Here is a 22,234-nt window from a genome sequence, read left to right on the forward strand (position 1 = left end):
CCATTCCCAACGCACGCGGCAGGGCTCAGTACTCGGGCGGGTTATGAGGCCGCGCCCGAGCTGGGGGTCAGGACTGGTCGATCGTGAAGTCCTCTTCGGCGCTCTCGCCGAAGTTGGTCTCCACACGGACCTGGACCGGAAGGTCGCCGGTCTCCACCGGGTCGGGCACCGTGACGGTGACCTGAGTGCCGGTCGGGGTGGTGATGGGGTTCACACCCTCGTAGATGCCGAACCAGACGGTCAGAGGCGCGTTCAGGTTGGTGCCGGTGAGCTGGACCTGCGTGCCCGGGGCAGCGGTGGCCGGCGTCACGGCGGTGAGGGTCGGCGGGTTGATCTCCCCGGCCTTGCCCCACATGACGGGGGAGATCTCGCCCAGGCCGTTGGTGCCGCCCAGGACGGTTGCGGTGACGGGCATCTCGGTCAGCGCTGCGGGGTCGTAGGTGACACCCTCAGCGCCGATCATGGAGGCCCGCTCGTAGTACTCGACCACGTGACGGTCGCCGTCCACGGCGACGATCAGCATGGCCTTGGTCTGCGAGGCCGGGACGGTCGGGATGATGAACGAGCCGTCCGCCGCGACGTCGCCGCCGCCGTAGTACAGCTTGTAGGTGTCGAGGGTGAAGTCGGCCAGAGCCAGCGTCAGCGTGTAGATGCGCGGCGGGTTGGTGGTCCGAAGTGCCGGATTTTGCCACGTCCCCAAAACTTCCGCGTCGTCACCTGCGGATTCGTGGGCGATCCCGTTTTCCAGCGACGTGTTACCGATGCTGGCCCAGCTGGTGCCGATGCTCTCGCGCAGCGTGCGCAGGTTGCGGATGTCCAGCGGAAGGGTCGGCTTCGGGGTGCCCTCGGGGGCGACGAAGACGTAACCGGTGGCCGGAACGAGCACCGGGTCCTTGGTCAGATAAGTGGGCGGCAAGGCTACCAATCTCCTATATGCAGGCAGGGGGATAGGAAGAAGAAAGAAGTGGTGCAGGCCCGTCAGCGGAGCGGGCGAAGGGAGATCTGGTAGGTCCCCTGGAACATGTAGGTGTCGCCGTGCTTGCTGCTGAGGCCGTCGTAGATCAGCGACGGGGCGTTGACCTCGCGGAAGCCGAACAGGTAGCCCGACCCCTCGTCGTCCGCGTAGCGGAACCCGTCCCGGCTGGCCTGGACAAGGCTGGCTGCGGCCCGCCGAGCCAGAGCTGAGGCTTCTCCCCGGCTGAGCGCGAACGCTTCGGTCTCGAAGTAGACCGACGAGAACAGGTGGGGGGATCGGGAAGCCCCGCCCGGCGTGGCGCGGGCCACGATGAACGCCAGCTTGTCCCAGCCCTTGGGGGCCTGGCTGAAGACGCGGGAACGGCCGGTGTCCAGCAGATCCGGCATGTAGTGCTCAAGCGCAGCGATGATCGCCTTCTCGGGGTCAGGGATCATCCCATCTCCGCGATCGTGCGCTCAATCACGTGGCTGCCGGGGACCGGCTCTCCCGACCAGTTGTTGAGGTGGCCGAAGTTGTAGCCGATCGCGCCGTCGTCCTTGATGCCGAAGAAGGCGTCCTTGGCCAGCACGTCGACCCGTACGCTCGCGGCCATCGCCCCGGTGTCCTTGGCGATCTTCTTGCGCAGCAGCTTCGCGCCCTTGTGGGCGGTAGAGATTACTTCTTTATGCACGCCCGGTAGCCCGGCTACGATCTCGGCGATGTCGGGGCGGATGTAGTAGCTCACACATCCCCCTTCAACTCGCACAGAACAGTGACATAGGAGACGCGGCGGGTTAACCAGCGCCTGGGGGCCTGGGCCACCGTCCAGATCTGGCCCTGGGCCTCGACCTCAGTCCATTGGTCAAGCTCGGCCGCGAGCTGGGGGAGCCACTTGATGATGATCGTGACGCGGGCGGTGTCGGCGAAGCCCTGAGATGCAAATCTCATGTTGGCCGCCCAGCCAGCGCCCGCATATCCGGTCGGGATCACGAACGCCTTGACCGTGCGGATGACGTTCCCGGGGACCGGGCTCTGCCCGCCGCCGTATCCGTCGTTCACCCAGTTGGTTCTGAAGATCTTCACCGTCTCCGGTGCCCTGTCGAGGATCACGCAGCGTCCTCCTCGGGTGGAGGCGGAACCAGGTGGCTGATGATCTGAATCGAGCCGATCCCCGACCGCTTGCGGAAGCGCCGAAGCTCGGCCTTGGCATCCGGCGAGAGCACGACCACAGCGCCGCCGTAGGCGTAGGTGGTGGACAGGTCGCCGACGCGGTCACCCGCGACACCTGGGTCGGTGTTGAGGTTCCTGATTACCTCAAGGCACGCGATGGCCTTCACGGCGGCCGGGGCCGCGACGGTGTCGTACGAACGGCCCAGGAAGGACTCCACCAGCGCGGTTACGTCGGTGATGTAGACGCTGACCTGATCCAGCCGCTCGTCCTCGAAAACCTGACCGGTCCGCTTCTCGATGTCGTCGACCGACATCAGCATGGAAGCTCCAATCGAGCAGCGGAAAAGCCCCCGGCACGAAAGACCGGGGGCTCAACCAGAGGGGGAGGGATCAGCCGCCAGACGGGGCGGGGCGGCCCACGACGATCTCCTGCGGGGCGATGACCTTGGCGTCGTAGTGGACACGGGTCTTGACGGCCTGGGTGAACTTGGCCTCAGGCTCGTACGCCTTCATGTCGATGTTCGGGATGACCGCCGCGACGCTGCCAGCAGTGCCGAGGATCATGTCTACGGAGCTGGCAGCGGTGTGCGTCGGGCCAACGAGGGCCTGCTTGCCCTTTCGGGCCACGCGCGCACCCACGGTGTTGTTGACAACGACCGGGACACCAAGGATGGAGCCGATGAAGCCAGTCACCATGATCGGGGTGCCGCCCCAGTGGCTCGCGTCGATGAACTCCTTGAGCTTCAGGATCTCGGCCTTGACCGAGGTCCCGATGACTAGGAAGCGCTCACCCTCGGCGTTGACGTCGTCCAGCAGCGCGATCATGTCGACGAGCTGGTTGTAGCGGGCCTGCGTACCGGTACCCAGCACGACCGACTCGACCAGGCCGTGCAGCGCGGCAGTGCCGCCGTCGGAGTTGGCGTCCTTACCCAGACCGGAGTTGGTCGCGGTCTCAATCGACGCCTGGACGATCGCGGTGGCGACCAGCGAGTCCAGCGCGATGGCGGTCCGACGCGCACGCTGGCGGACCAGCTCGCTCATCAGGTCGATGCCCTGCTTGGTCTGGAGGGCGTGCAGCGAATCCACCTCGAAGTGGAAGCTGGAACCCTTGGCGACCTGCATCTTGACGTACTCCAGCGCGGCCCGGTCAGCCGTGCCGATGCTGCCATAGGCCGGCACCACACCCTTGTCAGCGACGGTGTCCTGGAAGTGGGGAATCCTGATGGTGTCCCCCTCCTTCCTGAACTCACCTTCGTACGTGTTCGTGCCGAAAAGGCTGCCGAGGACAAGCCTGTCCTCGGTGTCCGTGAGCAGCTGCGAAGTCCAGACTTCGGGGATGAAGACACCAGCGGTGCCATTGGTCAGCCTCGTACCCGCATCGGTGTAGAGGCCATCGACGAATGCCAAGGGAAATCCTTAGTTCTGGGCATACGAAAGGCCCCCGGCGCTGTGCCGAGGGCCCGGTATACGGGGGGTCAGATTTGGCCGCGCAACAGCGCGTCCAGGCGCCCTTCCTTGCGGGCCGCTGCGACCTCGCGAGGACTCATGCCGCGGACCTGCTCTCGGGTGAGCTGTCCTGCGGTGCCAGAGCCCTGCGGGCCGAAGCCCAGGCCCTGCGCGAACTTGGGCTCCTTCGGGGCGGACGAAGAGAGCTGGGAGACGAATGCGCTGATCGCGGCTTCGTCGATCTCGCCGTTGGCGAGGAACTTGGAGATGTCGAGCACACCCTTCACAGGCGTGAGATCCACGCCGGCGCGTGCAGCGGCGACGTCGAGCTTGTCCTGAGCACGCTGCTCAGCGATGGACGACAGGGCCTCCTGGCGGCCCGACTCCTTGGCCTCCGCGACGGCCCTCTCGGCGTCGGTCATACCGGCCTTGTTCAGCCTGTCCAGCTCGCCAGTCGCCTTCTTCCAGTTGGCTTCGTGCTGGCGGCTGAAGTGCTGCCACTTCTCGGCCTCGGCCTTCCAGTCCTTCTCGCCACTACCAACCTCTTGGTTGGGGGCAGCAGAAGTCGCGCCCTGCATGGGCGGGGTGGTCTGGTCGGCGGGAGGGGTGATCTGGTCTGCCATCGGGTCCTTCTCCATGTCGGATTGGGGGCATACAAAAAGCCCGCGCCATGTCAGCTCGGGCTCGAAAGGTTTTGGTTACGCTGCGGCCTTCTGCCGCTCCACCGAGGCCACCTTGTCGCTGGCGGTCTTCGGCTTGGCCTCGCCGCGAGCGCTCTGCTGCGGCCTGCTGGCTCCGGGCTGCTGACCGTTCAGGCCGAGCATGTCGCTCAGGCCGTACTTGTCGGCAAGCTCCTTGGCCCGCTTCATCTCCTCTTCGCGCATACCGTCGAAGCGGAGAATCTGCGTGGGCGTGTAGCCGTACTCCTCTTGGAGCTGACGATCCGGAACACCTAGTTCCTTCATCTTCAGCAGGGAGTCGGCGAGCTGCGCCTTGCTGCGGTACTCCGGGTCGGCCCAGATGACCTCTGCGCTGTACGCCTTGGCGCGGCGCATGTCGCCCTTGACCAAGAACGCAAGCCGGAGAGCTTCCTCCCAGGACTCGCCGAAGTGCAGCATTCTCTCCCTCGCCTTAGCGACGAGCCCTGCTTCAGCGGCGGTGATGGACTCGCCCGAGGGCGCCTGACCACCGTTGAGCAGGAAGTAGTGGAACGGGACCCTGGACTGGCTGGCCATGTGCTGGACCAGCATGTCGATCAGGACCACGTAGTTCTTGAGGTCGGCCGCAGCGAACTGGCCCCACTTGGCCTCGGGGTTGTCCAAGGTCAAGATGCGGTCGATGTACGCCTTCACGGCCTGCGCCCGCGCCGCAGCCTCTTCGGCCGGCGTCGCGTCCTCGGGAAGCTGTTCGACGCCGCTGATCACGCGCTGCGGGAAAGCTGCGAACTCCGAGGCCACCAGCGCGTCAGCCGCCACCTTATTGATGGCGTCCTGGACGGGGATGATCGAAGCCAGCTCCGAGAACGGCGTCTGCTTGAGCCGGGTCCTGTTCAGTAGCGGGATGTGCGGGATCTCGCCGAGCGTGTTGGGCCGGTCCTTGGGCTCAGCCCACTTCCGGTCCTCACCCTCCCGCGTGGAGGTGTGGATGGTCTTCCGCGTCCACAAGGAGACGTGCTCGGTGCCCCAGTCATCCGTGTACTGCTTCATGCTGGCGATGCGCTTGGTACGGCTGCCCGGCTCGTACTGGACCACGACATCCTCGCCCGACTCGGGGACCATCGTCGGCTGGTCGTCCTCATCGCCCCACACACCGATGAAGGCCGCACCGCCCATCAGGGCGTCGATGTGGGCCGCGTTGCTCTCGGCGTCCATCCGGTTGAACTGCCAGATGTCGGAGGCGTCCTTGTCGGCCTGCTCCTCCGGGCCCATCCGGAAGCCCTGAATCCGCAACCTCTCGGAGATGCTGTCCACGATCAAGGGGCAAAAGTTGTCCCGCCAGCCGATGAACAAGTCTCCGAAGATCTCGGAGAACTTGGTCTGCGCGTAACTGAGGACCCTGTTCTCGGAGTCGTAGTAGGTGGCGTACTTCCGGATCTCGGCCCGCTGTCGGCCGAGCTTGCCTTCCAGCCAGAAGATCCATTCGAGTGGCGTCTCTGGGCGGTTCAAAGACCAACCCTCCTTAGTAGGTACGTAGCCGGGCGCGACGGCGCACTCGCATGCGTCCGTCAGCGATGGCCTCGGCTCGCGCCTCGTAGGCCAAGACAGCCGCGATGGCGGCGTCGATCTTCTTGCGGGACTTCTTGGACTCCTTGCGGATCAGATGTCCCTGCGGGACCTCGTAGGTGACCGCGTTAGAGATGTGCCGGGCCAGGTCGGGGTTGCCGTCATGGCAGATGTCCTCGGCCAGATGCGCTGCGGTGTGCAGCCGCTCGACGGCGTCGCTCATCTGCTTGGCTCGGGCCGGGCTGAATTCAAAGACGATGTCCCGGTTGTCCCGGTCCTTCTCCTTGAAGTCGAGAGCCCACGTTCCGACGACGTTCTGCCAGTACGAGGGGTCGGCGTAGACCCACTCCACGCGGTAAGTCGTCTGCGCCTCGCGCATCCGCTTGTCCACCAGGAGGGTGTCCACCTGCCAATCGGCCGCGTTCTTGGAGAACTTCGGGTCGGGCTGCTCGTCCAGGTGGATCATGAACAGCTTGCCGTCACGCAGACGGCAGCCCACGATCGCTGTGCTGTCGCTGTAGAGCGAGCCGTCGAACCCGATGGCGATCTGGTCGCCCGCCTTGATCGGGTCGGTGTCGTCGGCCAGGCCATCCCAGATGGGCTTGGCCATCCAGGCGTCCGCAGACTCCTGGATCTTGTTCAGGTAGAAGCGGTAAGCCTGCGCCTGACTCGTACGCGGGTCCTGAATCGCATCGATCAAGCCCTGGATGTCCACCCAGTGCGAGTCGCCGTACGCCTGCTTCAAGCCCAGCTCGACGGCCTCAAGGTCGTTGAGGTCGATCTCGTCGGACTCAGCCTCAACGCAGTCGTAGAGCAGCTTGCCGTTCGGCTTCTTCTGGAACGCCTCGTAGGTGCGCTGCGCGACCGAGTCCTCGTTAGGGTTGAAGGCGTTGGTGGACTCCACCATGCGCGAGCCCGAACCGGCCGTCTTGCGGACGTTACGGTCAAGCGTCTCGAAGACAGTCGTGCCGCCGTTGCTCGGAATCCAGTGGTGCGTCTCGTCGCCCACCACGAAGGTGGGCCGTGCACCCTCCAGGGTGCGGCTGGAGCTGGTCACCGGCTCGATACGCCCCGGGCGGCCGGAGCGGAACTGAATCCGCTCCTTGCCGATCTCAAGGTCGTACTCAAACTCGGCCGGCGAGTTCGCCAGCATCCCCCGGATCATGTCCCGCGTGTTCGCGGTCTGGTCGATCGAGGTAGCCGCGATCTGCACCAACGGCAGGCCCACCCGCTTCCCAACTGGGAAGCCGTTCTCGTCGAAATGCGAGAACCGGGCCGGGCCGATGAACTCGATAATCGCCAAGGCGGCCAGGACCGGCGTTTTCCCCCAGCCCTTCGAGCGCCGAAGGCACGCGGTGCTGTACAGCCACTTGCCCCGGGAGTCAATCGCGTACAGCCAGAGGATGAAGCGCTTCTGCTCGACGGTGAACTGCCAGGGCTCTCCGGCGTTCTCGCCGTCCGGCTGGACGATGTACGTCTCGGCCCAGCGGAGGATCTGGTAGCCCAAGCTGCGCGTCGGGTGGGGGACGCCCTCTCTGAGGTTGCCTGTTTGCACAGGCATCACCCCCCAGGTGCCAATGGCACTACGATCTGTAATTTGTGACGGAGTTTGTGACAGGCGATCGAGCCGACGGTCTTGTCAGAGTTGAGGTGGTTACTCACGCCTGGACGGGTGTGCCGAAACTCACTGAGGTGGCCAATATGCTGCTGACCTTGGATCGCACCTCTGACACAGTCGGTATGGCTCTGCTCGTCAAGCGAGCTGGTGTGAGCGGATGGCGGGACAGACGCGACCACCGACGTGTCGCGGAGCGCCAGCTTGAGGAGCAAATCAAGCAGAGGGAACTCGGTATACGTGTTGACCGTCTGTATTTGAACTCGCCATTGACGGTTGAATTGATCGCGTCAGGCACCCTGGGCGCGGGTGTCCTCACTGCGTTCGTGTACCTCTTCAAGAACCCGGACAAGCTCGGAGAGTGGTGGCCGAAGCTCCAGACCTCCTGGTACAACGGGCGCGCCGAGGCTGTGAAGGCCAAGAAGGCGTACGAGATGCTGCGTCAAGCCCAGACAGAGATAGACGTGTACGCGGATCCCCCACAGGTGTACGCGGATCCCCCACACATGCCCCAGCAAGAGATCTGATCACGAACCCCCGAGCTGCCCGTTTGCAACGGACACCACCCCCCGGCCCTCGGGGCACTACGATTTGGAATTTATGACGGTGTTAGGTGTGGCCGAGCAGACTCGTACTGGCAGCAGGCTTGAAGTGGTCGTCATGAGTCCAGACCAGAACTATGCGGACCCGATATTCGATTCGGATGAGGCACTGGAAGAGGCAGAGGCAAACGAGCTGCACCACATACGGTGGGAAGCTTCGCCGCTGGAGAACGTCGCGCGCGTGGTAATGGCCGTTTACGACTTCGTTGATGCGGTGCGGAGGGCACACCTGGTGCGGGCAGCGAGCCCAGACCTTGTGAGTGGTGACGTGGAGATAGAGCTGATGCGTCAACCTAAGTCGTCGGCCCGCGACTTGACGGTGGTCCGGATATCGATGGAATCCCCACTCACGTTGGAGCTGCTTGTGACCGGGGCGGGGGTTGCCTCGACTGCGGTGTATCTCTTTAGGAATCCAGACAAGATCGGAGAGTGGATTCCGAAGCTACAGGCAGGCTGGTATCGGGGCCGCGTCGAAGCAGAGAGGGCAAAGAGGGCTTACATAAGGTTGCGAGGTTCCAGAACGACAATGCGTGAGCTGGAGTAGCTCACGCACCCCCAAGGCTCTTGTAAAGCTCGAAGTCGGCGACCTTCTCGGGCAGGGTGTCTGGCTTGCCCTCGTCCTTCTTGGGCTCGGCCTTGTTCATCCGCAGGCGCATCCGGTCGGTGACCGTCGCACCCAGGAGCGATTCGTTCTGTCGGATCTCGGCCAGGGCGTTGTGGCCTGGCCGGCGGAAGTACGCTTCGACGAGCGGGGCGAGCATTTGGAGCCGCTGCCAGTCCGTGGCCCGGAAGGACTCGGACTGTTCGGAGTCCACCCACGTGTCCCACCAGCGCTGCGTGGCGACGCTGTAGCCGTCGCGCTTGAACAGCTTCTTCACCCGGTCGGGGACATCCTCGTCGCCTTCCAGATGGCTCAGGTCCACGGCGTTACGCCGGACTGCGTTCTCCTTGGGGGCAGGCCCGCGACCTGCCATCAGGACTCCCTGGTGAACCTGTACCGACCGGCACGGGCGGCGTACACCGGCTCGACCGGGTACTCGACGATCTCAACGTCCTGAGACTCCGCGGACGGCTCATCGGCCGGCTTGGTGTGCTTGGCCATGTACAACCTCCTGTGAAGAAGAAAGAAGAAGTGGTGTGCGGAACCCGCCCTCGCGCACGCCGTGCCAACACCCACCGGCCCAAGGCGCGGTTTGTGTGCTGACCGCCCATCGGGGACTTACGAGGCCCCGCCGTCGCTGGCGATCTCGCGCCAGCAGAAGAAGTTGCCGACACACGCTTCGGGCAGGCAGGAGGCGTTCAGGTCCTCCCAGCGCTTACAGCCGAGTGCGTCGGTGTCGGACTTGTCCAAGTCGTGGGCCAGGTCGCTGTAGGCGACCTCCGGGATGGTCTCGGTGCCCACGGGGGCGGTAGCGCCCTGGAGGAAGCAAGGAGTCACACAGGAGCCGCAGTAGCCCTGGCAGCCGGAAGTGGTCATCGGCGTCTCAACCTCCCTCGTGCAGCCTCTTGGCGAGACTTGGTGTCATGGCAGGCATCGCAGATGCAGGCCAGGTTGCTCATGTCCCAGGTGCCGTGTTCGGCGATAGGGACGATGTGGTCCACTGCCCGGCCGGGCCGCCCGCAGACGTAGCAGCGCTCACGGTCTCGGAACCGCACTCGGCGGATCAGGGACGCGGCGTTCTTGGGCCGCGTCTGGTTGCGGGCGCTGGTGACCGTCCAGGGCACGTAGTGCTTCTGGCACCGGCCCTTGGTGGTGGCCGGGTTACGGCAGCCTGTCTCCAGGCACTTCGAGGGTGCCTTGGGCATGGCGAACCACCCCCAAGGAGCTGTAGTCGTAGTGGGGTTGGGGGAGGGGTAACCGGTGGGGCCCTCAGGCCCGGGGGACTATCTAGGATCGCCAGGAGGCGATCCAGTAATCGGTTGTTCTAGTAGGGCCCTGAAGGGCCCTTAGAAGTAGTTAAGTCCCTGGTTAGAGGCTCTTTAAGGAGCCTCTTGTTAACCCGGTAACCCCATCCCCCTACCCCCTTCCCCACAGCTATCTGTCGGACTTTGCCGGAAAGGTCCGGGGACGAGAAAAAGGGGGAGGCCGGAGCCTCCCTCTCTAGATCATCTACCTGCGGTGTTGTGGGCTGCGTCGAGCTTCGTCGCTCGCCTTCATGGCGTCGGCGAGGACCTTCTGCTGGGTCGCCAGGTAGTCCGCCATCGCCGACTCGGACATCCCAGCGGAGGCCGTGAGGAAGCCCGGATCGACAGAGTTGGACAGTGCGTCTACGAGACGAGCCTGAAGGTCAGCGGGAAGGTGCAAGTCCAGCTCAGGCACCTTCCGGCCGGTCCCGACATACATCCGGACCCCGATCTTCTTCAGCAGGGCGCAGCGGTCCTCCAGCTTGGGGTGGGCGGCCCAGTACTCACTGAAGGTCTCCCCGGTACCCTCCTCGATCCACCGGCTGGGGATGACGGGAAGTGCCTCCAGGGCGTGAAGGTTCTCCTCGTGAGCCTCCATCGCCCTGAGGACGGCAGTTGCCGCAACGCTGCCGGGCTTCAGGACGGCCAGGCTCCCCGAGAGGTTGTCCAGGGCCTCCCGGAGTTCCTGGATGTCCGCAGTACGGTCAGAGCCCGGGACATAGGTCTTGAAGGAGATCTCCAGGTCTCCTGCGGTGGTCAGGAACATCTCCTCCAGGGCCTCTTCGAGGAGTGCGCGCTTCCATGATCGGGCGAAAGCGCACTTCTGCCGAATGGAGACCGACCGGCACAGCATGTAGGGGACCTGGGGACCGTCTTTCCGCTCCCGAGCGGAGTTGGTGTAGTACACCATCCCGCACATGCAGTAGAAGATCCCGACCAGCGGGTGAACGGCCCGGTTCGGGCCTCGGTAGGGCTTGGCCCTGTGGTCCAGGAACTGCTGAAGAAGGGCGAACTCCTCCCGGCTGAGAATGGGGTCGGCCCACTGCACGGGCAGGCCGTTCTTTTTCAGGACACCCTTCTTGGTGTTGGCGTGGCCCATGAGGGCCGGGTTGCGCAGCATCTCCCGAGCGCTGGTGGTGCTCCACTGGGTTCCGCGAAGCGTCTGCACGCGATCTTCACGGTCCTCCAAGGCGTTGACGTGCCGCTGGTATTCCTGCGGCGTGAGGATGCCCCGGCTGTTCCAGTCGTCTATGACCTGGCCCACCGTGTGGTCGAGGTGGATCAGGCGGTCGTAGAACTCCCGCACCAGGGCACTGGTGACGGGGTCGATCTGGAGTCGCCACCGCTTGGCCCCGTTGTGCTCGAACCGGACGGACCGGTAGCCGAAGGGCCACGTACCTCCGGGCCAGAGCATCTCGTCCCGGAAGTACTTCGTCTGGTTCAGGCGCTTGTCCTGGATGGTCTTGCGGTAGTTCGCGGCCTGCGTCGCCTTGATGTTGGCGATCATCCGCCCGTTGGGGGTGCTGAGATCGAAGGAGGGGTCGTCGAGAACGATGACGGTCTTGTTGTTGTTCAGGACCCAGCCGACGAAGGCGGCCCAGTGGAGGTCGTCGCGGGTGATGCGGTCCTGCTCGGTGACCATCATGGCGTCCCACTCGTGGACCAGCGGCTCTCGGAGCCACTTGCCGAGGGAGGGACGTTTGTCCAGGTTGACCGCGCCGGAGACTGTGGCGTCCTCGACCCACCCGCCTACCGTGTGGCCGCCCTCCAGGATGGCCTTGGTGAGTGCGGCGTCCTGGCGCTCCAGTGCCGAGGATTGCTCGGTGTCCCGACTGATGCGCTTAACTGCCAGAATGCGCACGTGTGTCCTCCTTGTCCCGTTTGAGCATGTTAGGGGTAAGGAGCGTCCTGGAGAACCCATTTTCCGAGGTTTCCGGGTTCATCCAGGAGCTGTTCGTCGGGGCCGAGCGGGGGCGCGCGTTCGGGATGCAGGGGGCGGTGGTCGGGCTGTCGACGGCGGTGGGGCCGCTGCTCGGCGGGGTGCTGATCCAGGTGTTCGGGGCGGCGGACGGGTGGCGGTGGGTGTTCTACGTGAACCTGCCGATCGGGCTGGCCGCGCTGGTGCTGGCGCGGCGGCTGCTTCCCGCGCGTCACCCGGTCGCGAAACCGGCCGCCGAGGCGAGGCAGCGCGGGTTCGACCCGGTGGGGACCCTGGTGCTCGGCACGGCCGTGATGCTGATCCTGCTGCCCTTCCTGCAGGAACGTTTGTGGCCAGGCTGGCAGAAATGGCTGCTCGAACCCGTGGGGCTGCTGCTGATCGTGGTGTTCGCGCGCTGGGAGCGCCGCGCCGCGAAAGGGATCGAGCCGCTGGTCCACATGGACCTGTTCCGCATTCGCGAGTACCGGCTCGGCGCGCTGCTCTCGCTGAGCTACTTCGCCGGATTCACCGCGATCTTCTTCACCTTCACGCTCTTCCTGCAGAACGGGCTGCACTACACGGCGCTGCTCGCGGGCGTCGCCTCGACCCCGTTCGCGCTCGGTTCCGCGCTCTCGGCGGCCGTCGGCGGCCGGCTGGTGCTCCGGTTAGGCCGGGCCATGGTCGCGTGCGGGCTGCTCATGGTGGCGGCGGGCCTGCTGGGCACGATGCTGGCCGTGCACCAGGTGCCCGGCCCGCACGTGGGCTGGGCGACGGCGGGCCCGCTCCTGCTGGCGGGCCTGGGCAGCGGCCTGGTGATCACGCCGAACCAGACGCTGACGCTCAGCCAGGTGCCGGTGATCCGCGCGGGCAGCGCGGGCGGCGTGCTGCAGACCGGCCAGCGGATCGGCGGCGCGGCGGGCATCGCCACCGTCGGCGCGGTGTTCTTCGCCCACCTCGCCGGCTCCGGCGGCGATTGGGCGGCCGCGTTCCAGCTCGGCATGCTGACCTCGACGATGTTCGTGCTGGCCGCCCTCCTGGTGGCCCTTTACGACCTGTTCGGCCCCGGTTCTCTCTAGCATTCAGCTATGAAGCGATTAGCGTTCCAGGTGGCGGTGGGGCTGAGCGTGCTGGCGATCGCGCCCATGACCTGGGCGTGGCTGGTGAGCTCGCCGTACCGGACGGACGCGGTCACCGCCGGCTGGGTCGAGCGCGTGCCCGCCGCGCCGGTGGCGCTGGTGCTCGGCGCGGGCGTCAGGAACGACCAGCCGACGCCGATGCTGGGCTCCCGGCTCGACATCGCCACCACGCTGTACGCCCAGGGCAAGATCAAGGCCATCCTCGTCTCCGGCGACAACCACATCAAGGCGTACGACGAGCCGACCATCATGCGCGACTACCTGATCGCCAAAGGCGTGCCCAAGGACAAGATCGTGCTCGACTACGCGGGCTTCGACACCTGGGACTCCTGCGTCCGCGCGAAGAAGATCTTCGGGGCGAGCGCGGTGACGGTCGTCACCCAGAGTTTCCACCTGCCCCGGGCGGTGACCCTGTGCCGGACCGCGGGCCTGGAGGCGTACGGCGTGGGCGACGATTCCTCCCAGGCGTTCCGCGGCACCACCTACGTCTACGCGGCCCGCGAGTTCTTCGCCTCAGGCAAGGGCTTCCTGGACGCCGTCATCCTGCGCTCGGACCCCCAGTTCCTCGGCCGCTACGAAACCTCGCTGGACCAGGCGATCGCGTCTGGGTGAGGGCCTGGCCCAGCGCGTACGTCCGCGGCGTCGTCAGCGCGGTGAGGCCCAGGCGCTCGTGCGCGGCGAGGGCGCGCTCCGCGTGGTCGCGGGCCCGATCGCGGTCGCCGAGCACGTCGGCCAGGTCGGCCAGGATCTGGTGGGTCGCGCCCCAGCAGACGACCTGGCTGCCCATCACCACCAGCTCGTCGGCGTGCGGCAGCAGCCGCTCGTACATGACCTCGGGGTCGGGCGCGCCGAGCCGGGCGGCGACCATGCCCCAGCCCGCCGTGACGAAGCGGGTGCTCCAGTCGGAGGGCTGCCAGCCCGCCCAGCGCCCGGTCAGCCGCCGGGCCGCGGCCTCGTCACCGGCATCGACGGTGGCCAGCACGGCGAGCGGCCGCATCGGCGCGTGCACCGGGAGCTCGGCGGTGGCCACCAGGCCGGCGGCCATCTCCCCGGCCTGGCCCCGCGCCCGGCGGCTGGTGAACAGGGTGGCCAGCCGGCAGTCTTCCAGCCCCCACATGGTGGTCCGGCTCAGGTGCCGGCCGTATTCGCCGGTGAGCCGCTCCGACTCGGCCCACTCCCCGGCCATCGCGGCCCGGGTGGACTCGGCCAGCCACACCATGGCCACCAGATCGGGCTGGTGCACCTCGGCGGTCAGGCGGCGGCACCGGGCCAGCTCCACGTGCCATTCGGCCACCTCCGCGAGTTCCAGCAGCGCCGTCATGCGCATGATCCGGGCGACCAGCTCGGCGGACCGGGTGAGCCCGGGGAGGGCGATCATCTCCTCGGCCGCGGCCAGCCGGTCGCGTCCGCCGCCGGGCACCCAGGCGGCGTTGATGTAGTTGTTCAGGGTTCTGGCCCGCAGCGCGACATCGCCATTCTGCCGGGCGATCTCGACGGCCGCGGCGGCGTGGCGTTCGCCTTCGGCGCGGCGCGGGCTGTAGTGCAGTTCGAGGCTGAGCGTGCCGAGCAGCGCGGCCCGCTGCTCGGCCGGCAGCTCCCCGGCCAGCAGGTCCTCCAGGACGGCCACCATACGGTCGTCGACCGTGCCGTAGGAGCGCCAGTTCCACACCGTCACCCCGCCGAACACCATCGCGGCCTCGGCCATCGCGGTCCGGTCGCCGATCCCGGCGGCCAGGTCGATGGCCTCGGCCAGGGTGGCGTGCGCGCCGATGACGTCGCCGGTCGCCCGGCGGGCCCGGCCCAGTTCGATCAGCAGCGCGCAGCGTTCGGCCGGGTCCCCGGGCCCGTACGCGGCGAGCGCCTGCTGCCACAGCTCGACCGCCTCGTCGAAGGCCAGCTGAGCGGTGGCCTGCCGGGCGGCCCGCGCCGCGTAGGAGACCGCCCTGGCCGCCCCGCCGACCCGGGCGGCCAGGGCGAAATGGTGGGCGAGCACCGGCAGCGGGGCGGACTCGCCGCCGGTCGACTCCAGCGCCTCACCCGCCCGCAGGTGCAGCCTGGCCTTCGCCAGCCGGTCCAGCCCGGCGTACAGCGCGTCGCAGACCAGCACGTGCGAGAACCGGTAGTCGAAACCGTCGGGCGTCTCGGTCAGCAGGCCGGTGGCCACGGCCGGCGCCAGCCGCGCCATCACGTCCTCGGCCGGGATGGCCGCCGCCGCCGCCGCGAGCACGTCAAGCCGGACGTCCCGCCCGAGCACGGAGGCGGTCCTGAGCAGGTCCTGGGTGGGTTCGGGTAGCCGGGCCACCCGCCGGGAGATCACGTCGCGGACCGTTTCCGGCACCTGGTCGAGGCGCTCGCCGTCCAGCAGGCGCAGCAGTTCGCCCAGATAGAAGGGGTTGCCGCCGGTCCGCCGGTAGAGCGCCGCGGCCAGGGCGGGGTCGGCGCCGCCCAGGTAGGCGGCCACGTCGCGCGGGCTGAACGGGGCCAGCCGGAGGCGTTCCGTGCCGGGTTCGCGGGCCAGCGCGGCCAGCGTGTCGGCCAGCTGCTCCGGTTCGCGGCCGGGTTCCGGGCGGAGCGTGGCCAGCACCAGCATCGGCCTGCGGTGCAGTTCCCTGGCGGCATACCTGAGCAGCCGCAGCGAGGCGGCGTCGGCCGAGTGCAGGTCGTCCAGGACGACCATGACGGGCTCGGCGGCGAGCGTGCCGAGCACCCGCTCGTGCAGGTCGAACAGGGCCACGTCAGGGTCGGCCGCCGGGTCGCCGGAGCCGGAGGTGAGCCGCCTGACCGTGTCGGCGGCCCGCTCGCCGAGCTCGCGCAGGGCCTGCAGCCAGGGCCAGAACGCGGGCGCCGCGTCGGCCTCCACGCAGCGCCCCCACACCACGCGCACCCCGGCCGCGTCGGCGGCGGCCTGCGCCAGCCGGGTCTTGCCGATGCCGGCCTCCCCGGCGACCAGCAGCACACCGCCCTGGCCGCGGGCGGCCTCCGCCAGCCGGTCGGCGATCCGGCGCAGCTGGGCTTCCCTGGCGATCAGGCCGGCGGTGACGGCCTTCGGCGGCGGCTGCGCCTCCAAGGTCACCGACTGGTCGAAGACCGCCTGCTCCACCCGGCGCAGCTCAGGACCCGGCTCCAGGCCGAGGTCCTCGGCCAGCCGCGCCCGCGCCCGCCGCAGCGCGGCCAGCGCGTCGGCTTGCCGCCCGGCCCGGTACAGCGCCATCGCCAGCAGGCCCCACAGCCGTTCCCGATAGGGGTGCGCCTCGACCAGGCGCTCCAGGTCGGCGATCGACGAACCGGTGTCGCCGAGGGCCAGCCGCGCCTCGAACCGGTCCTCGGTCGCCGAGGCCTGCAGTTCGGTCATCCGGGCGATCACCGGCTGGGCGAAGCCGTAGGCGGAGAATTCGGCCAGCGGTTCGCCGCGCCAGGTGGCCAGCGCGCGGTCCAGGGCGTCCAGCGCCTCGCCGTACGCCTTGCGGGACAGGGCCTGGCGGCCCTGCTCGACCCCGGCGGTGAAACGGACCAGATCGATCTGTTCCGGTTCGACCGCGAGCAGGTAGCCGGGCTCGCGGGTCAGCAGGATCGCCGGCGGGGTCCGCGGGGCGCGGCCGGGTTCCAGCACGCGGCGCAGGTGCGAGATGTACGCCTGGAGCGTTCCGACCGCGCTGGAGGGAACCGTGTCCGCCCACAGTTCGTCGATGAGCCGGTCCATGGACACGATCCGCCCGGGCTCCAACGCCAGCAGGGCCAGCACCGCGCGCTGCTTGCGGGGCCCCAGATCGAGGCGTTCGCCGTCGGCCCTCCCCACCTCAAAAGGGCCGAAAAGTTGGAACTCCAGCGGATTCATGGATGAAGCGTACGGCCGGTCGCGAACGGCTTGGAAGTGGCTTGGACCGTGTCCAAGCCGCCTCCAGGAAGCCTACAAACGCCTCCACGCACCCTGAAGTCACACAAAAGACCTTTCAGGGGAGAACCATGAACGACTTCAGCGCCCTCCGGTCCGACCTGCGCCGTGTCGTGCGCGGGCGGGTGTTCGTCAGCGGCGACTCCGGCTTCGACGACGCGCGGGCGCCCTGGGACTCGGCGGTCGAGCAGCGGGTCAAGGCGGTCGTCGAGGTGGCCGACGCCGCCGACGTGGCCGCGCTGGTCGGATACGCCCGCGAGGCCGGGATCGGCCTGGCCACCCAGCCGCTGGGCCACGCCCCCGCCAGCTTCGACGACGCGATCCTGGTGCGAACCAAGAACCTATCCGACATCCAGATATTTCCCGATCAGCGCCGGGCGAAGGTCGGGTCGGGCGCGCTCTGGGGCGACGTGCTCGCCCAGTCCGCCAAGCACCAGCTGACCGGCCTGCCCGGGAGCACCACCTATGTGAGCACCACCGGCTTCACCCTCGGCGGCGGCCTCAGCTGGTTCGGCCGCAAGCACGGCTTCGCAGCCAACAACGTCCACGCCTTCGAGGTCGTCGACGCCGACGGCGTACCGCAGCGGGTCACCGCCGACTCCGACCCCGACCTGTTCTGGGCGCTGCGCGGCGGCGGCGGTGACTTCGCCCTGGTCACGAGCGTCGAGTTCGACCTGTTCCCGGCCCCGGAGCTGTACGGCGGGCGCATCCTCTGGCCGGCCGCCCGCGCCCAGGAGGTCATGGCGGCCTTCCGCGAGGTCACCGCCACCGCCCCCGAGGAGCTGAGCACCTGGTTCACGCTGATCCAGTTCCCGCCCTTCCCCGAATTGCCCGACTTCCTGCGCGGCCTGTCCGCCGTCGCCATCGACGTCACCTACCTGGGCGCCACCGAGGAGGCCGCCGATCTGCTGGCCGCTTTCGACCGCATCCCCGGCGTGATCATGGACACCCGCGGCCAGGTGAACATCGCCGACCTCGGCGACATCTGCGCCGAGCCCACCGAGCCCACCTCCGCCCTGCAGCACACCGAACTCTTCGACCGCTTCGACGCGGAGACCGCCGCCGCGCTGCTGGCCGCCGCCGGCCCCGGCACCGTCGCCCCCCTGGCCGTCCTCCAGGTACGGCACCTGGGCGGCGCCCTCAGCCGCCCGGCCGGCACCGACGGCGCCTGCGGCCACCTGACCGAGCCCTACCTGCTGTTCATGCTCGGCATCCTGCCCTTCCCCGAACTCGCCGCCCCGATCCGGGAACGCCAGCGCGCCATCGCCCGCGCGGTCGCCCCGTCCCTGAGCGGCCGCCGGCCCTTCACCCTGCTCAGCCACGACGCCCCCGCCGAAGCGGCCTTCCCCGCCGAAACCCTCGACCGGCTGCGCGACATCAAGCGCCGCCGCGACCCCCAGGGCGTCTTCCGCAGCAACCACCCGGTTCTCGGCTGACCGATGTCGATCCGGGCGCGGGCCGTTCGTTTAAGGGGTGAGAAGCTGAACGAGGAGGGACCAGAGATGAAGCAATACCTGCTCAGCGTTTACCAGCCCGACGGCGACCCGCCGCCCGAGATCGACCTGCCCGCGATCATGCGCGAGGTCGAGGAGTGGAACCAGGAACTGCGGGACGCCGGGGCGTGGGTCTTCAACGGGCTGCTCCACCCGGCGAGCACCGCCACCGTGGTCCGGGCCAAGGACGGCGACCTGCTCCTCACCGACGGCCCGTATGTCGAGGGCAAGGAGCACCTGGGGGGCTTCACGGTGATACGGGCCGAGGATCTGGACGCGGCGCTCGGCTGGGCCGGCAAGCTCGGCCGGATCACCATGCTGCCGATCGAGGTGCGCCCCGTCCACGAGGGCTGATGCACGACATCGACCGGATCTTCCGGGGCGAGTACGGCCGCGCGGTGGCCGTCCTGGCCCGCGTCTTCGGCGACCTCGACATCGCCGAGGAAGCGGTCCAGGACGCGTTCGCGGCGGCCGTACGGCTCTGGCCGGAGAGCGGCGTGCCGCCCAACCCGGCCGGATGGATCATCGTCACCGCGCGGAACCGGGCCGTCGACCGGCTGCGCAGGGAAGCCGCCAGGGACGCCAAGCACGCGCAGGCCGCGCTGCTGAGCGCCGAGGCCGAGCAGGTGGGGGAGGGCGCGGTGCGCGACGAACGGCTTCGCCTGATCTTCATCTGCTGCCATCCGGCGCTGGGCACGGGGGCCCAGGTGGCGCTGACGCTGCGCTTGCTGGGCGGGCTCACCACGGGGGAGATCGCGCACGCGTTCCAGGTGCCGGAGCCCACGATGGCGCAGCGCCTGGTCCGGGCCAAGGGCAAGATCCGGGACGCGGGCATTCCCTACCGGGTGCCGCGCGAGGCCGACCTGCCCGACCGGCTGCGCGCGGTCCTCGCGGTGATCTACCTCATCTTCAATGAGGGATATTTCGCCACTTCGGGCGATCGCCTGGTGCGGGAGGACCTGTGCGGGGAGGCGATCCGGCTGGGGCGGGTGCTGGCCGAACTGATGCCCGACGAGCCCGAGGCCCTAGGGCTACTGGCGTTGATGCTGCTCATCGAAGCCCGGCGGAACGCGCGCGTCTCCGGTGGCGAGCTGGTGCCGCTGGCCGAGCAGGATCGGAGCCGGTGGGATTCCGAGCTGATATCCGAGGGGCGAATCCTGGTCAGGCGATGCCTGCGGCGGGGCAAGCCGGGGCCGTACCAGATTCAGGCGGCGATCAACGCCGTGCACACGGATGCGGGTGGGACCGACTGGGAGCAGGTCCTCCGGCTGTACGACCAGCTGATGGTCGTGGCACCTTCGCCGGTGGTTGAGCTCAACCGGGCGGTCGCGGTGGCCGAGGTCTGCGGGCCCGGAGAGGCGCTGGACCTCGTCGACGGGCTGGGTCTCGATGGGTATCACGTGTTCCATGCGGTCCGGGCGAACCTGCTGCGTCGTCTCGGCCGGGACGACGAGGCGGTGGCCGCCTACGAGGCGGCGCTGGCCAGGACCGGGAACGAGGTGGAGCGCGAGTTCCTGCGCCGGGGCCTTAGACAGGCCTCAGGCCGCGTCGATGACTGATGGCGCGGCCTGTGCGGCGGGGTTCACGCGGCGACCAGGGTGCCTCGGTGCGGGGTCATCACGGAACGGTCCGGCATGAGCAGGCCGGTGTCCTCGAACAGGATGACGCCGTTGCACAGCAGGCTCCAGCCCTGCTCCGGGTGGGCGGCGGTGACGTGCGCGGCCTCGCGGTCGGGTGCGTACGGTGAGGGGCAGTGCGGCTGGTGGTTGCACATGATCTTGGTCCTTCTCGGGTTTCTCCAGGTTTGGTCGTTCAGTAGGGCAACGTGCGGCCCGATGGCGTGCGGAGGTCGGCAGCGGCGAGCCGGGTCGGCCGCTTGGGCCGGGGCCGGAGCCTGATCTGTGCCATCCTCATCACGTCCTCTTCGGTGGTATACGGCGATCCGTACGCCTAGAGTGTCCCAGTCCCCACCGACATTTTCGTCGTATTTTTCCGGGTTCCGGGTCGTCGTCCGGTCTCGCAAGTTCAGAGTGCGCCGCGGCGCTGACAGTTTGCTTTCATTGCGCTTTCCATCCCCTTACCGGGGGTGGCGGGTGTGTTCACCGCCCTAGCGCGGTGCAGCGTGGCGATCGGCCAGCCGCTGCGGCGTGGTTTGAGTTGTGTACTTCTTTGTCAACGGCATAGGGCTCGCCCGTAATCCCGCTTCCGAGGGTCAGGCTCCGGTTATCCAGGTAAAGGATTCTGCGCTATGACGCAATGTCAGTCTAACGCGAGGCAAGGGCTATACAACCGCTTTGACCTGGCATTTTGAAAGATCTACCCAACAGGTGATCACATGACTGGCCGTCAAGTTGATCATCGCCACCTGCCCCCGGCCAACGGCTCCAGCCATGTGGCCGAAATAGCCCCTGAAAGCCGCATTATCTGGACTTCCGGCCATGGTCCCGATCTCCGCCGGCGGCGCGCCGGAGACGGCGAATCCCAGATGCGTCAAGTCAAGGCCAACGTGGCGTCTGGCACCGGATGCCGCCGGGACCGGCCGGATATCGTGGTCTTGGGAGGAATCATGGGAATCGTTTCGCGTGGCTTCTTTGGGCGGCGGCGGGAAGAGGACGGCAAGCTTCCGCCGGGGCAGTACCTCACCCACGACTTCCCGGTGCTGTCGGCGGGGCCGACGCCGCGGATCGGGCTCGATCGGTGGGAGTTCGCGATCGACACCGAACTGGGGGAGACCCATCGGTGGTCCTGGCCGGAGCTGCTGGCGCTGCCGTCGGAGACGCCCACCGTGGACCTGCACTGCGTGACGAAGTGGTCGAAGCTCGGCACCGGCTGGCAGGGCGTGTCGCTGGACGTGCTGATGGAGAACGTCGAGACGGGCGCCGAATACGCGCTGGCCTACTCCTACGGCGGATACACCACCAACCTGCCGCTGGAGGACCTGCTCGACGGCAAGGCGTGGATCGCCTACAAATACGACGGCGACGACCTCGAGCCCCGGCACGGCGGGCCCGCCAGGCTGCTGGTGCCCCACCTGTACCTGTGGAAGTCCGCGAAATGGGTGCGCGGCATCCGGCTGATGAACGAGGACTGGCCGGGCTTCTGGGAGACGGCCGGATACCACGACTACGGCGACCCGTGGCGCGAGCAGCGCTACCAGGGCGACTGATGGCGCGCCTGCCCTGGCGCGTGGCCAAACTGGTCGAGATCCGCCAGGAGACGGCCACCGCGCGCACGCTGGTCTTCCAGATCCCGGGCTGGCCGGGGCATCTGGCCGGTCAGCACGTGGACGTGCGGCTGACCGCGCCGGACGGGTACAGCACCGAGCGCAGCTACTCGGTGGCCGCGCCCGAGCAGGGGGATCGGGTCGAGCTGACGGTGGAGCTGGTCTCCGGCGGGGAGGTCTCGCCGTACCTGCTGGAGATCCTGGAGGTCGGCGACGAGGTGGAGATCCGCGGGCCGGTCGGCGGGTGGTTCGTCTGGCGGCCGGACCACACGGCGCCGGTGCTGCTGGTGGCGGGCGGCTCGGGCGTGGTGCCGCTGATGGCCATGATCCGGGCTCGCCGCGCGGCGGGCAGCTCCGCGCCGTTCCGCCTGATCTATTCGGTACGGGAACCCGATCAGCGCTTCTACCTGGACGAACTGGCCAATCCCGACCCCGGCTTGGACATCGCTTACCTGTTCACCCGCAAAGCCCCCGACGGCTGGGCCAGACCTCCCGGGCGCATCACCCAGGCCGACCTGACCGGAGCGTCCACGGACATCGACAGTTACGTCTGCGGCCCGACCGGGTTCGTGGAGGCCGCCGCCGACCATTTGATCGCCCTCGGCCACGCCCCGGACCGCATCAGAACCGAACGTTTCGGACCCACTGGAGGCTGAC

The 22,234-nt window shown here is 68.0% G+C and carries 25 protein-coding genes; 9 read left to right on the plus strand and 16 right to left on the minus strand.

What is annotated here, in order from left to right:
- Positions 1 to 67: 67 nt before the first annotated feature.
- The 9 genes from ABGB08_RS35070 to ABGB08_RS35110 form a co-directional block, all read right to left on the minus strand.
- On the minus strand, positions 68 to 916 hold the full coding sequence (locus ABGB08_RS35070; RefSeq protein ID WP_347599442.1) for an IPT/TIG domain-containing protein: 849 nt from the start codon (positions 914 to 916) through the stop codon (positions 68 to 70).
- Between the two features lie 62 nt (positions 917 to 978).
- Entirely contained in the window at positions 979 to 1,410 is a 432-nt protein-coding gene (locus ABGB08_RS35075) for a hypothetical protein (RefSeq protein ID WP_347599445.1), read from the minus strand.
- The gene (locus tag ABGB08_RS35080) at positions 1,407 to 1,700 is read right to left on the minus strand and encodes a DUF5403 family protein (RefSeq protein WP_347599448.1); all 294 of its coding nucleotides are present in this window, start codon (positions 1,698 to 1,700) and stop codon (positions 1,407 to 1,409) included. The genes ABGB08_RS35075 and ABGB08_RS35080 overlap by 4 nt, the downstream gene beginning before the upstream one ends.
- Positions 1,697 to 2,065, minus strand: a complete 369-nt coding sequence (locus ABGB08_RS35085; RefSeq protein WP_347599451.1) for a hypothetical protein — start codon at positions 2,063 to 2,065, stop codon at positions 1,697 to 1,699. The genes ABGB08_RS35080 and ABGB08_RS35085 overlap by 4 nt, the downstream gene beginning before the upstream one ends.
- Positions 2,062 to 2,445, minus strand: coding sequence for a hypothetical protein (locus ABGB08_RS35090; RefSeq protein ID WP_347599454.1), 384 nt, complete (start codon positions 2,443 to 2,445; stop codon positions 2,062 to 2,064). Before ABGB08_RS35090 ends, ABGB08_RS35085 begins: the two co-directional genes overlap by 4 nt.
- 70 nt (positions 2,446 to 2,515) lie before the next feature.
- Positions 2,516 to 3,532: a hypothetical protein gene (locus ABGB08_RS35095; protein WP_347599457.1), complete on the minus strand. Its 1,017-nt coding sequence runs from the start codon at positions 3,530 to 3,532 to the stop codon at positions 2,516 to 2,518.
- A gap of 68 nt (positions 3,533 to 3,600) precedes the next feature.
- Entirely contained in the window at positions 3,601 to 4,194 is a 594-nt protein-coding gene (locus tag ABGB08_RS35100; protein ID WP_347599460.1) for a hypothetical protein, read from the minus strand.
- 75 nt (positions 4,195 to 4,269) lie between these two features.
- The gene (locus ABGB08_RS35105; RefSeq protein ID WP_347599463.1) at positions 4,270 to 5,736 is read right to left on the minus strand and encodes a phage portal protein; all 1,467 of its coding nucleotides are present in this window, start codon (positions 5,734 to 5,736) and stop codon (positions 4,270 to 4,272) included.
- 13 nt (positions 5,737 to 5,749) lie between these two features.
- Positions 5,750 to 7,348 carry a terminase TerL endonuclease subunit gene (locus ABGB08_RS35110; RefSeq protein WP_347599466.1) on the minus strand — a complete coding sequence of 533 codons (1,599 nt, stop codon included), beginning with the start codon at positions 7,346 to 7,348 and terminating at the stop codon, positions 5,750 to 5,752.
- Positions 7,349 to 7,392: 44 nt separating this feature from the next.
- Here ABGB08_RS35110 and ABGB08_RS35115 point away from each other — a divergent pair, with 44 nt between their 5' ends.
- Both ABGB08_RS35115 and ABGB08_RS35120 read left to right on the plus strand, forming a co-directional pair.
- Positions 7,393 to 7,935, plus strand: coding sequence for a hypothetical protein (locus tag ABGB08_RS35115; protein ID WP_347599469.1), 543 nt, complete (start codon positions 7,393 to 7,395; stop codon positions 7,933 to 7,935).
- An 88-nt stretch (positions 7,936 to 8,023) separates the two neighbouring features.
- The gene (locus ABGB08_RS35120) at positions 8,024 to 8,554 is read left to right on the plus strand and encodes a hypothetical protein (protein ID WP_347599472.1); all 531 of its coding nucleotides are present in this window, start codon (positions 8,024 to 8,026) and stop codon (positions 8,552 to 8,554) included.
- Position 8,555: 1 nt separating this feature from the next.
- Here ABGB08_RS35120 and ABGB08_RS35125 read toward each other — a convergent pair whose 3' ends face one another.
- The 5 genes from ABGB08_RS35125 to ABGB08_RS35145 form a co-directional block, all read right to left on the minus strand.
- Entirely contained in the window at positions 8,556 to 8,984 is a 429-nt protein-coding gene (locus tag ABGB08_RS35125) for a hypothetical protein (protein ID WP_347599475.1), read from the minus strand.
- Positions 8,984 to 9,112: a hypothetical protein gene (locus tag ABGB08_RS35130; protein ID WP_347599478.1), complete on the minus strand. Its 129-nt coding sequence runs from the start codon at positions 9,110 to 9,112 to the stop codon at positions 8,984 to 8,986. The genes ABGB08_RS35125 and ABGB08_RS35130 overlap by 1 nt, the downstream gene beginning before the upstream one ends.
- A gap of 117 nt (positions 9,113 to 9,229) precedes the next feature.
- Positions 9,230 to 9,487: a hypothetical protein gene (locus tag ABGB08_RS35135; RefSeq protein ID WP_347599481.1), complete on the minus strand. Its 258-nt coding sequence runs from the start codon at positions 9,485 to 9,487 to the stop codon at positions 9,230 to 9,232.
- The gene (locus ABGB08_RS35140; RefSeq protein WP_347599484.1) at positions 9,484 to 9,816 is read right to left on the minus strand and encodes an HNH endonuclease; all 333 of its coding nucleotides are present in this window, start codon (positions 9,814 to 9,816) and stop codon (positions 9,484 to 9,486) included. The genes ABGB08_RS35135 and ABGB08_RS35140 overlap by 4 nt, the downstream gene beginning before the upstream one ends.
- A gap of 304 nt (positions 9,817 to 10,120) precedes the next feature.
- Positions 10,121 to 11,776, minus strand: a complete 1,656-nt coding sequence (locus ABGB08_RS35145) for a recombinase family protein (RefSeq protein WP_347599487.1) — start codon at positions 11,774 to 11,776, stop codon at positions 10,121 to 10,123.
- Between the two features lie 26 nt (positions 11,777 to 11,802).
- On the opposite strand from ABGB08_RS35145, the gene ABGB08_RS35150 reads away from it, so the two are divergent.
- Together ABGB08_RS35150 and ABGB08_RS35155 are read left to right on the plus strand one after the other, a co-directional pair.
- On the plus strand, positions 11,803 to 12,909 hold the full coding sequence (locus tag ABGB08_RS35150) for an MFS transporter (RefSeq protein WP_347599490.1): 1,107 nt from the start codon (positions 11,803 to 11,805) through the stop codon (positions 12,907 to 12,909).
- A gap of 9 nt (positions 12,910 to 12,918) precedes the next feature.
- Entirely contained in the window at positions 12,919 to 13,581 is a 663-nt protein-coding gene (locus tag ABGB08_RS35155) for an ElyC/SanA/YdcF family protein (RefSeq protein WP_347599493.1), read from the plus strand.
- Here ABGB08_RS35155 and ABGB08_RS35160 read toward each other — a convergent pair.
- Positions 13,508 to 16,804, minus strand: a complete 3,297-nt coding sequence (locus ABGB08_RS35160; protein WP_347599496.1) for a BTAD domain-containing putative transcriptional regulator — start codon at positions 16,802 to 16,804, stop codon at positions 13,508 to 13,510. The genes ABGB08_RS35155 and ABGB08_RS35160 overlap by 74 nt on opposite strands.
- 128 nt (positions 16,805 to 16,932) lie before the next feature.
- Here ABGB08_RS35160 and ABGB08_RS35165 point away from each other — a divergent pair, with 128 nt between their 5' ends.
- The 3 genes from ABGB08_RS35165 (at position 16,933) to ABGB08_RS35175 (ending at position 19,913) form a co-directional block, all read left to right on the plus strand.
- Entirely contained in the window at positions 16,933 to 18,297 is a 1,365-nt protein-coding gene (locus ABGB08_RS35165) for an FAD-binding protein (RefSeq protein WP_347599499.1), read from the plus strand.
- A gap of 66 nt (positions 18,298 to 18,363) precedes the next feature.
- The gene (locus ABGB08_RS35170; protein ID WP_347599502.1) at positions 18,364 to 18,708 is read left to right on the plus strand and encodes a YciI family protein; all 345 of its coding nucleotides are present in this window, start codon (positions 18,364 to 18,366) and stop codon (positions 18,706 to 18,708) included.
- Complete coding sequence (locus tag ABGB08_RS35175; protein WP_347599505.1) at positions 18,708 to 19,913, plus strand: RNA polymerase sigma factor; 1,206 nt, start codon at positions 18,708 to 18,710, stop codon at positions 19,911 to 19,913. Before ABGB08_RS35170 ends, ABGB08_RS35175 begins: the two co-directional genes overlap by 1 nt.
- A 23-nt stretch (positions 19,914 to 19,936) precedes the next feature.
- Here ABGB08_RS35175 and ABGB08_RS35180 read toward each other — a convergent pair whose 3' ends face one another.
- A complete protein-coding gene (locus ABGB08_RS35180; RefSeq protein WP_155343456.1) occupies positions 19,937 to 20,128 on the minus strand; it encodes a DUF5999 family protein in 192 nt (63 codons plus the stop codon).
- A gap of 792 nt (positions 20,129 to 20,920) precedes the next feature.
- Here ABGB08_RS35180 and ABGB08_RS35185 point away from each other — a divergent pair.
- Together ABGB08_RS35185 and ABGB08_RS35190 are read left to right on the plus strand one after the other, a co-directional pair.
- Complete coding sequence (locus ABGB08_RS35185) at positions 20,921 to 21,520, plus strand: molybdopterin-dependent oxidoreductase (RefSeq protein ID WP_347599509.1); 600 nt, start codon at positions 20,921 to 20,923, stop codon at positions 21,518 to 21,520.
- A complete protein-coding gene (locus ABGB08_RS35190) occupies positions 21,520 to 22,233 on the plus strand; it encodes a ferredoxin reductase (RefSeq protein WP_347599512.1) in 714 nt (237 codons plus the stop codon). The genes ABGB08_RS35185 and ABGB08_RS35190 overlap by 1 nt, the downstream gene beginning before the upstream one ends.
- The last annotated feature ends 1 nt before the right edge of the window (position 22,234 follow it).

The organism is Acrocarpospora sp. B8E8 (assembly GCF_039871605.1).
GTDB classification, from domain to species: domain Bacteria; phylum Actinomycetota; class Actinomycetes; order Streptosporangiales; family Streptosporangiaceae; genus Acrocarpospora; species Acrocarpospora macrocephala.

Excerpts from the sequence above, each read along its gene's own strand:
- ABGB08_RS35150 (WP_347599490.1), top strand. The coding sequence starts at position 11,803 with ATGTTAGGGGTAAGGAGCGTCCTGGAGAACCCATTTTCCGAGGTTTCC.
- ABGB08_RS35100 (WP_347599460.1), bottom strand. The coding sequence starts at position 4,194 with ATGGCAGACCAGATCACCCCTCCCGCCGACCAGACCACCCCGCCCATG.
- ABGB08_RS35190 (WP_347599512.1), top strand. The coding sequence starts at position 21,520 with ATGGCGCGCCTGCCCTGGCGCGTGGCCAAACTGGTCGAGATCCGCCAG.
- ABGB08_RS35130 (WP_347599478.1), bottom strand. The coding sequence starts at position 9,112 with ATGGCCAAGCACACCAAGCCGGCCGATGAGCCGTCCGCGGAGTCTCAG.
- ABGB08_RS35155 (WP_347599493.1), top strand. The coding sequence starts at position 12,919 with ATGAAGCGATTAGCGTTCCAGGTGGCGGTGGGGCTGAGCGTGCTGGCG.
- ABGB08_RS35135 (WP_347599481.1), bottom strand. The coding sequence starts at position 9,487 with ATGACCACTTCCGGCTGCCAGGGCTACTGCGGCTCCTGTGTGACTCCT.
- ABGB08_RS35090 (WP_347599454.1), bottom strand. The coding sequence starts at position 2,445 with ATGCTGATGTCGGTCGACGACATCGAGAAGCGGACCGGTCAGGTTTTC.
- ABGB08_RS35075 (WP_347599445.1), bottom strand. The coding sequence starts at position 1,410 with ATGATCCCTGACCCCGAGAAGGCGATCATCGCTGCGCTTGAGCACTAC.
- ABGB08_RS35175 (WP_347599505.1), top strand. The coding sequence starts at position 18,708 with ATGCACGACATCGACCGGATCTTCCGGGGCGAGTACGGCCGCGCGGTG.
- ABGB08_RS35185 (WP_347599509.1), top strand. The coding sequence starts at position 20,921 with ATGGGAATCGTTTCGCGTGGCTTCTTTGGGCGGCGGCGGGAAGAGGAC.
- ABGB08_RS35170 (WP_347599502.1), top strand. The coding sequence starts at position 18,364 with ATGAAGCAATACCTGCTCAGCGTTTACCAGCCCGACGGCGACCCGCCG.
- ABGB08_RS35180 (WP_155343456.1), bottom strand. The coding sequence starts at position 20,128 with ATGTGCAACCACCAGCCGCACTGCCCCTCACCGTACGCACCCGACCGC.
- ABGB08_RS35165 (WP_347599499.1), top strand. The coding sequence starts at position 16,933 with ATGAACGACTTCAGCGCCCTCCGGTCCGACCTGCGCCGTGTCGTGCGC.
- ABGB08_RS35160 (WP_347599496.1), bottom strand. The coding sequence starts at position 16,804 with ATGAATCCGCTGGAGTTCCAACTTTTCGGCCCTTTTGAGGTGGGGAGG.
- ABGB08_RS35140 (WP_347599484.1), bottom strand. The coding sequence starts at position 9,816 with ATGCCCAAGGCACCCTCGAAGTGCCTGGAGACAGGCTGCCGTAACCCG.
- ABGB08_RS35125 (WP_347599475.1), bottom strand. The coding sequence starts at position 8,984 with ATGGCAGGTCGCGGGCCTGCCCCCAAGGAGAACGCAGTCCGGCGTAAC.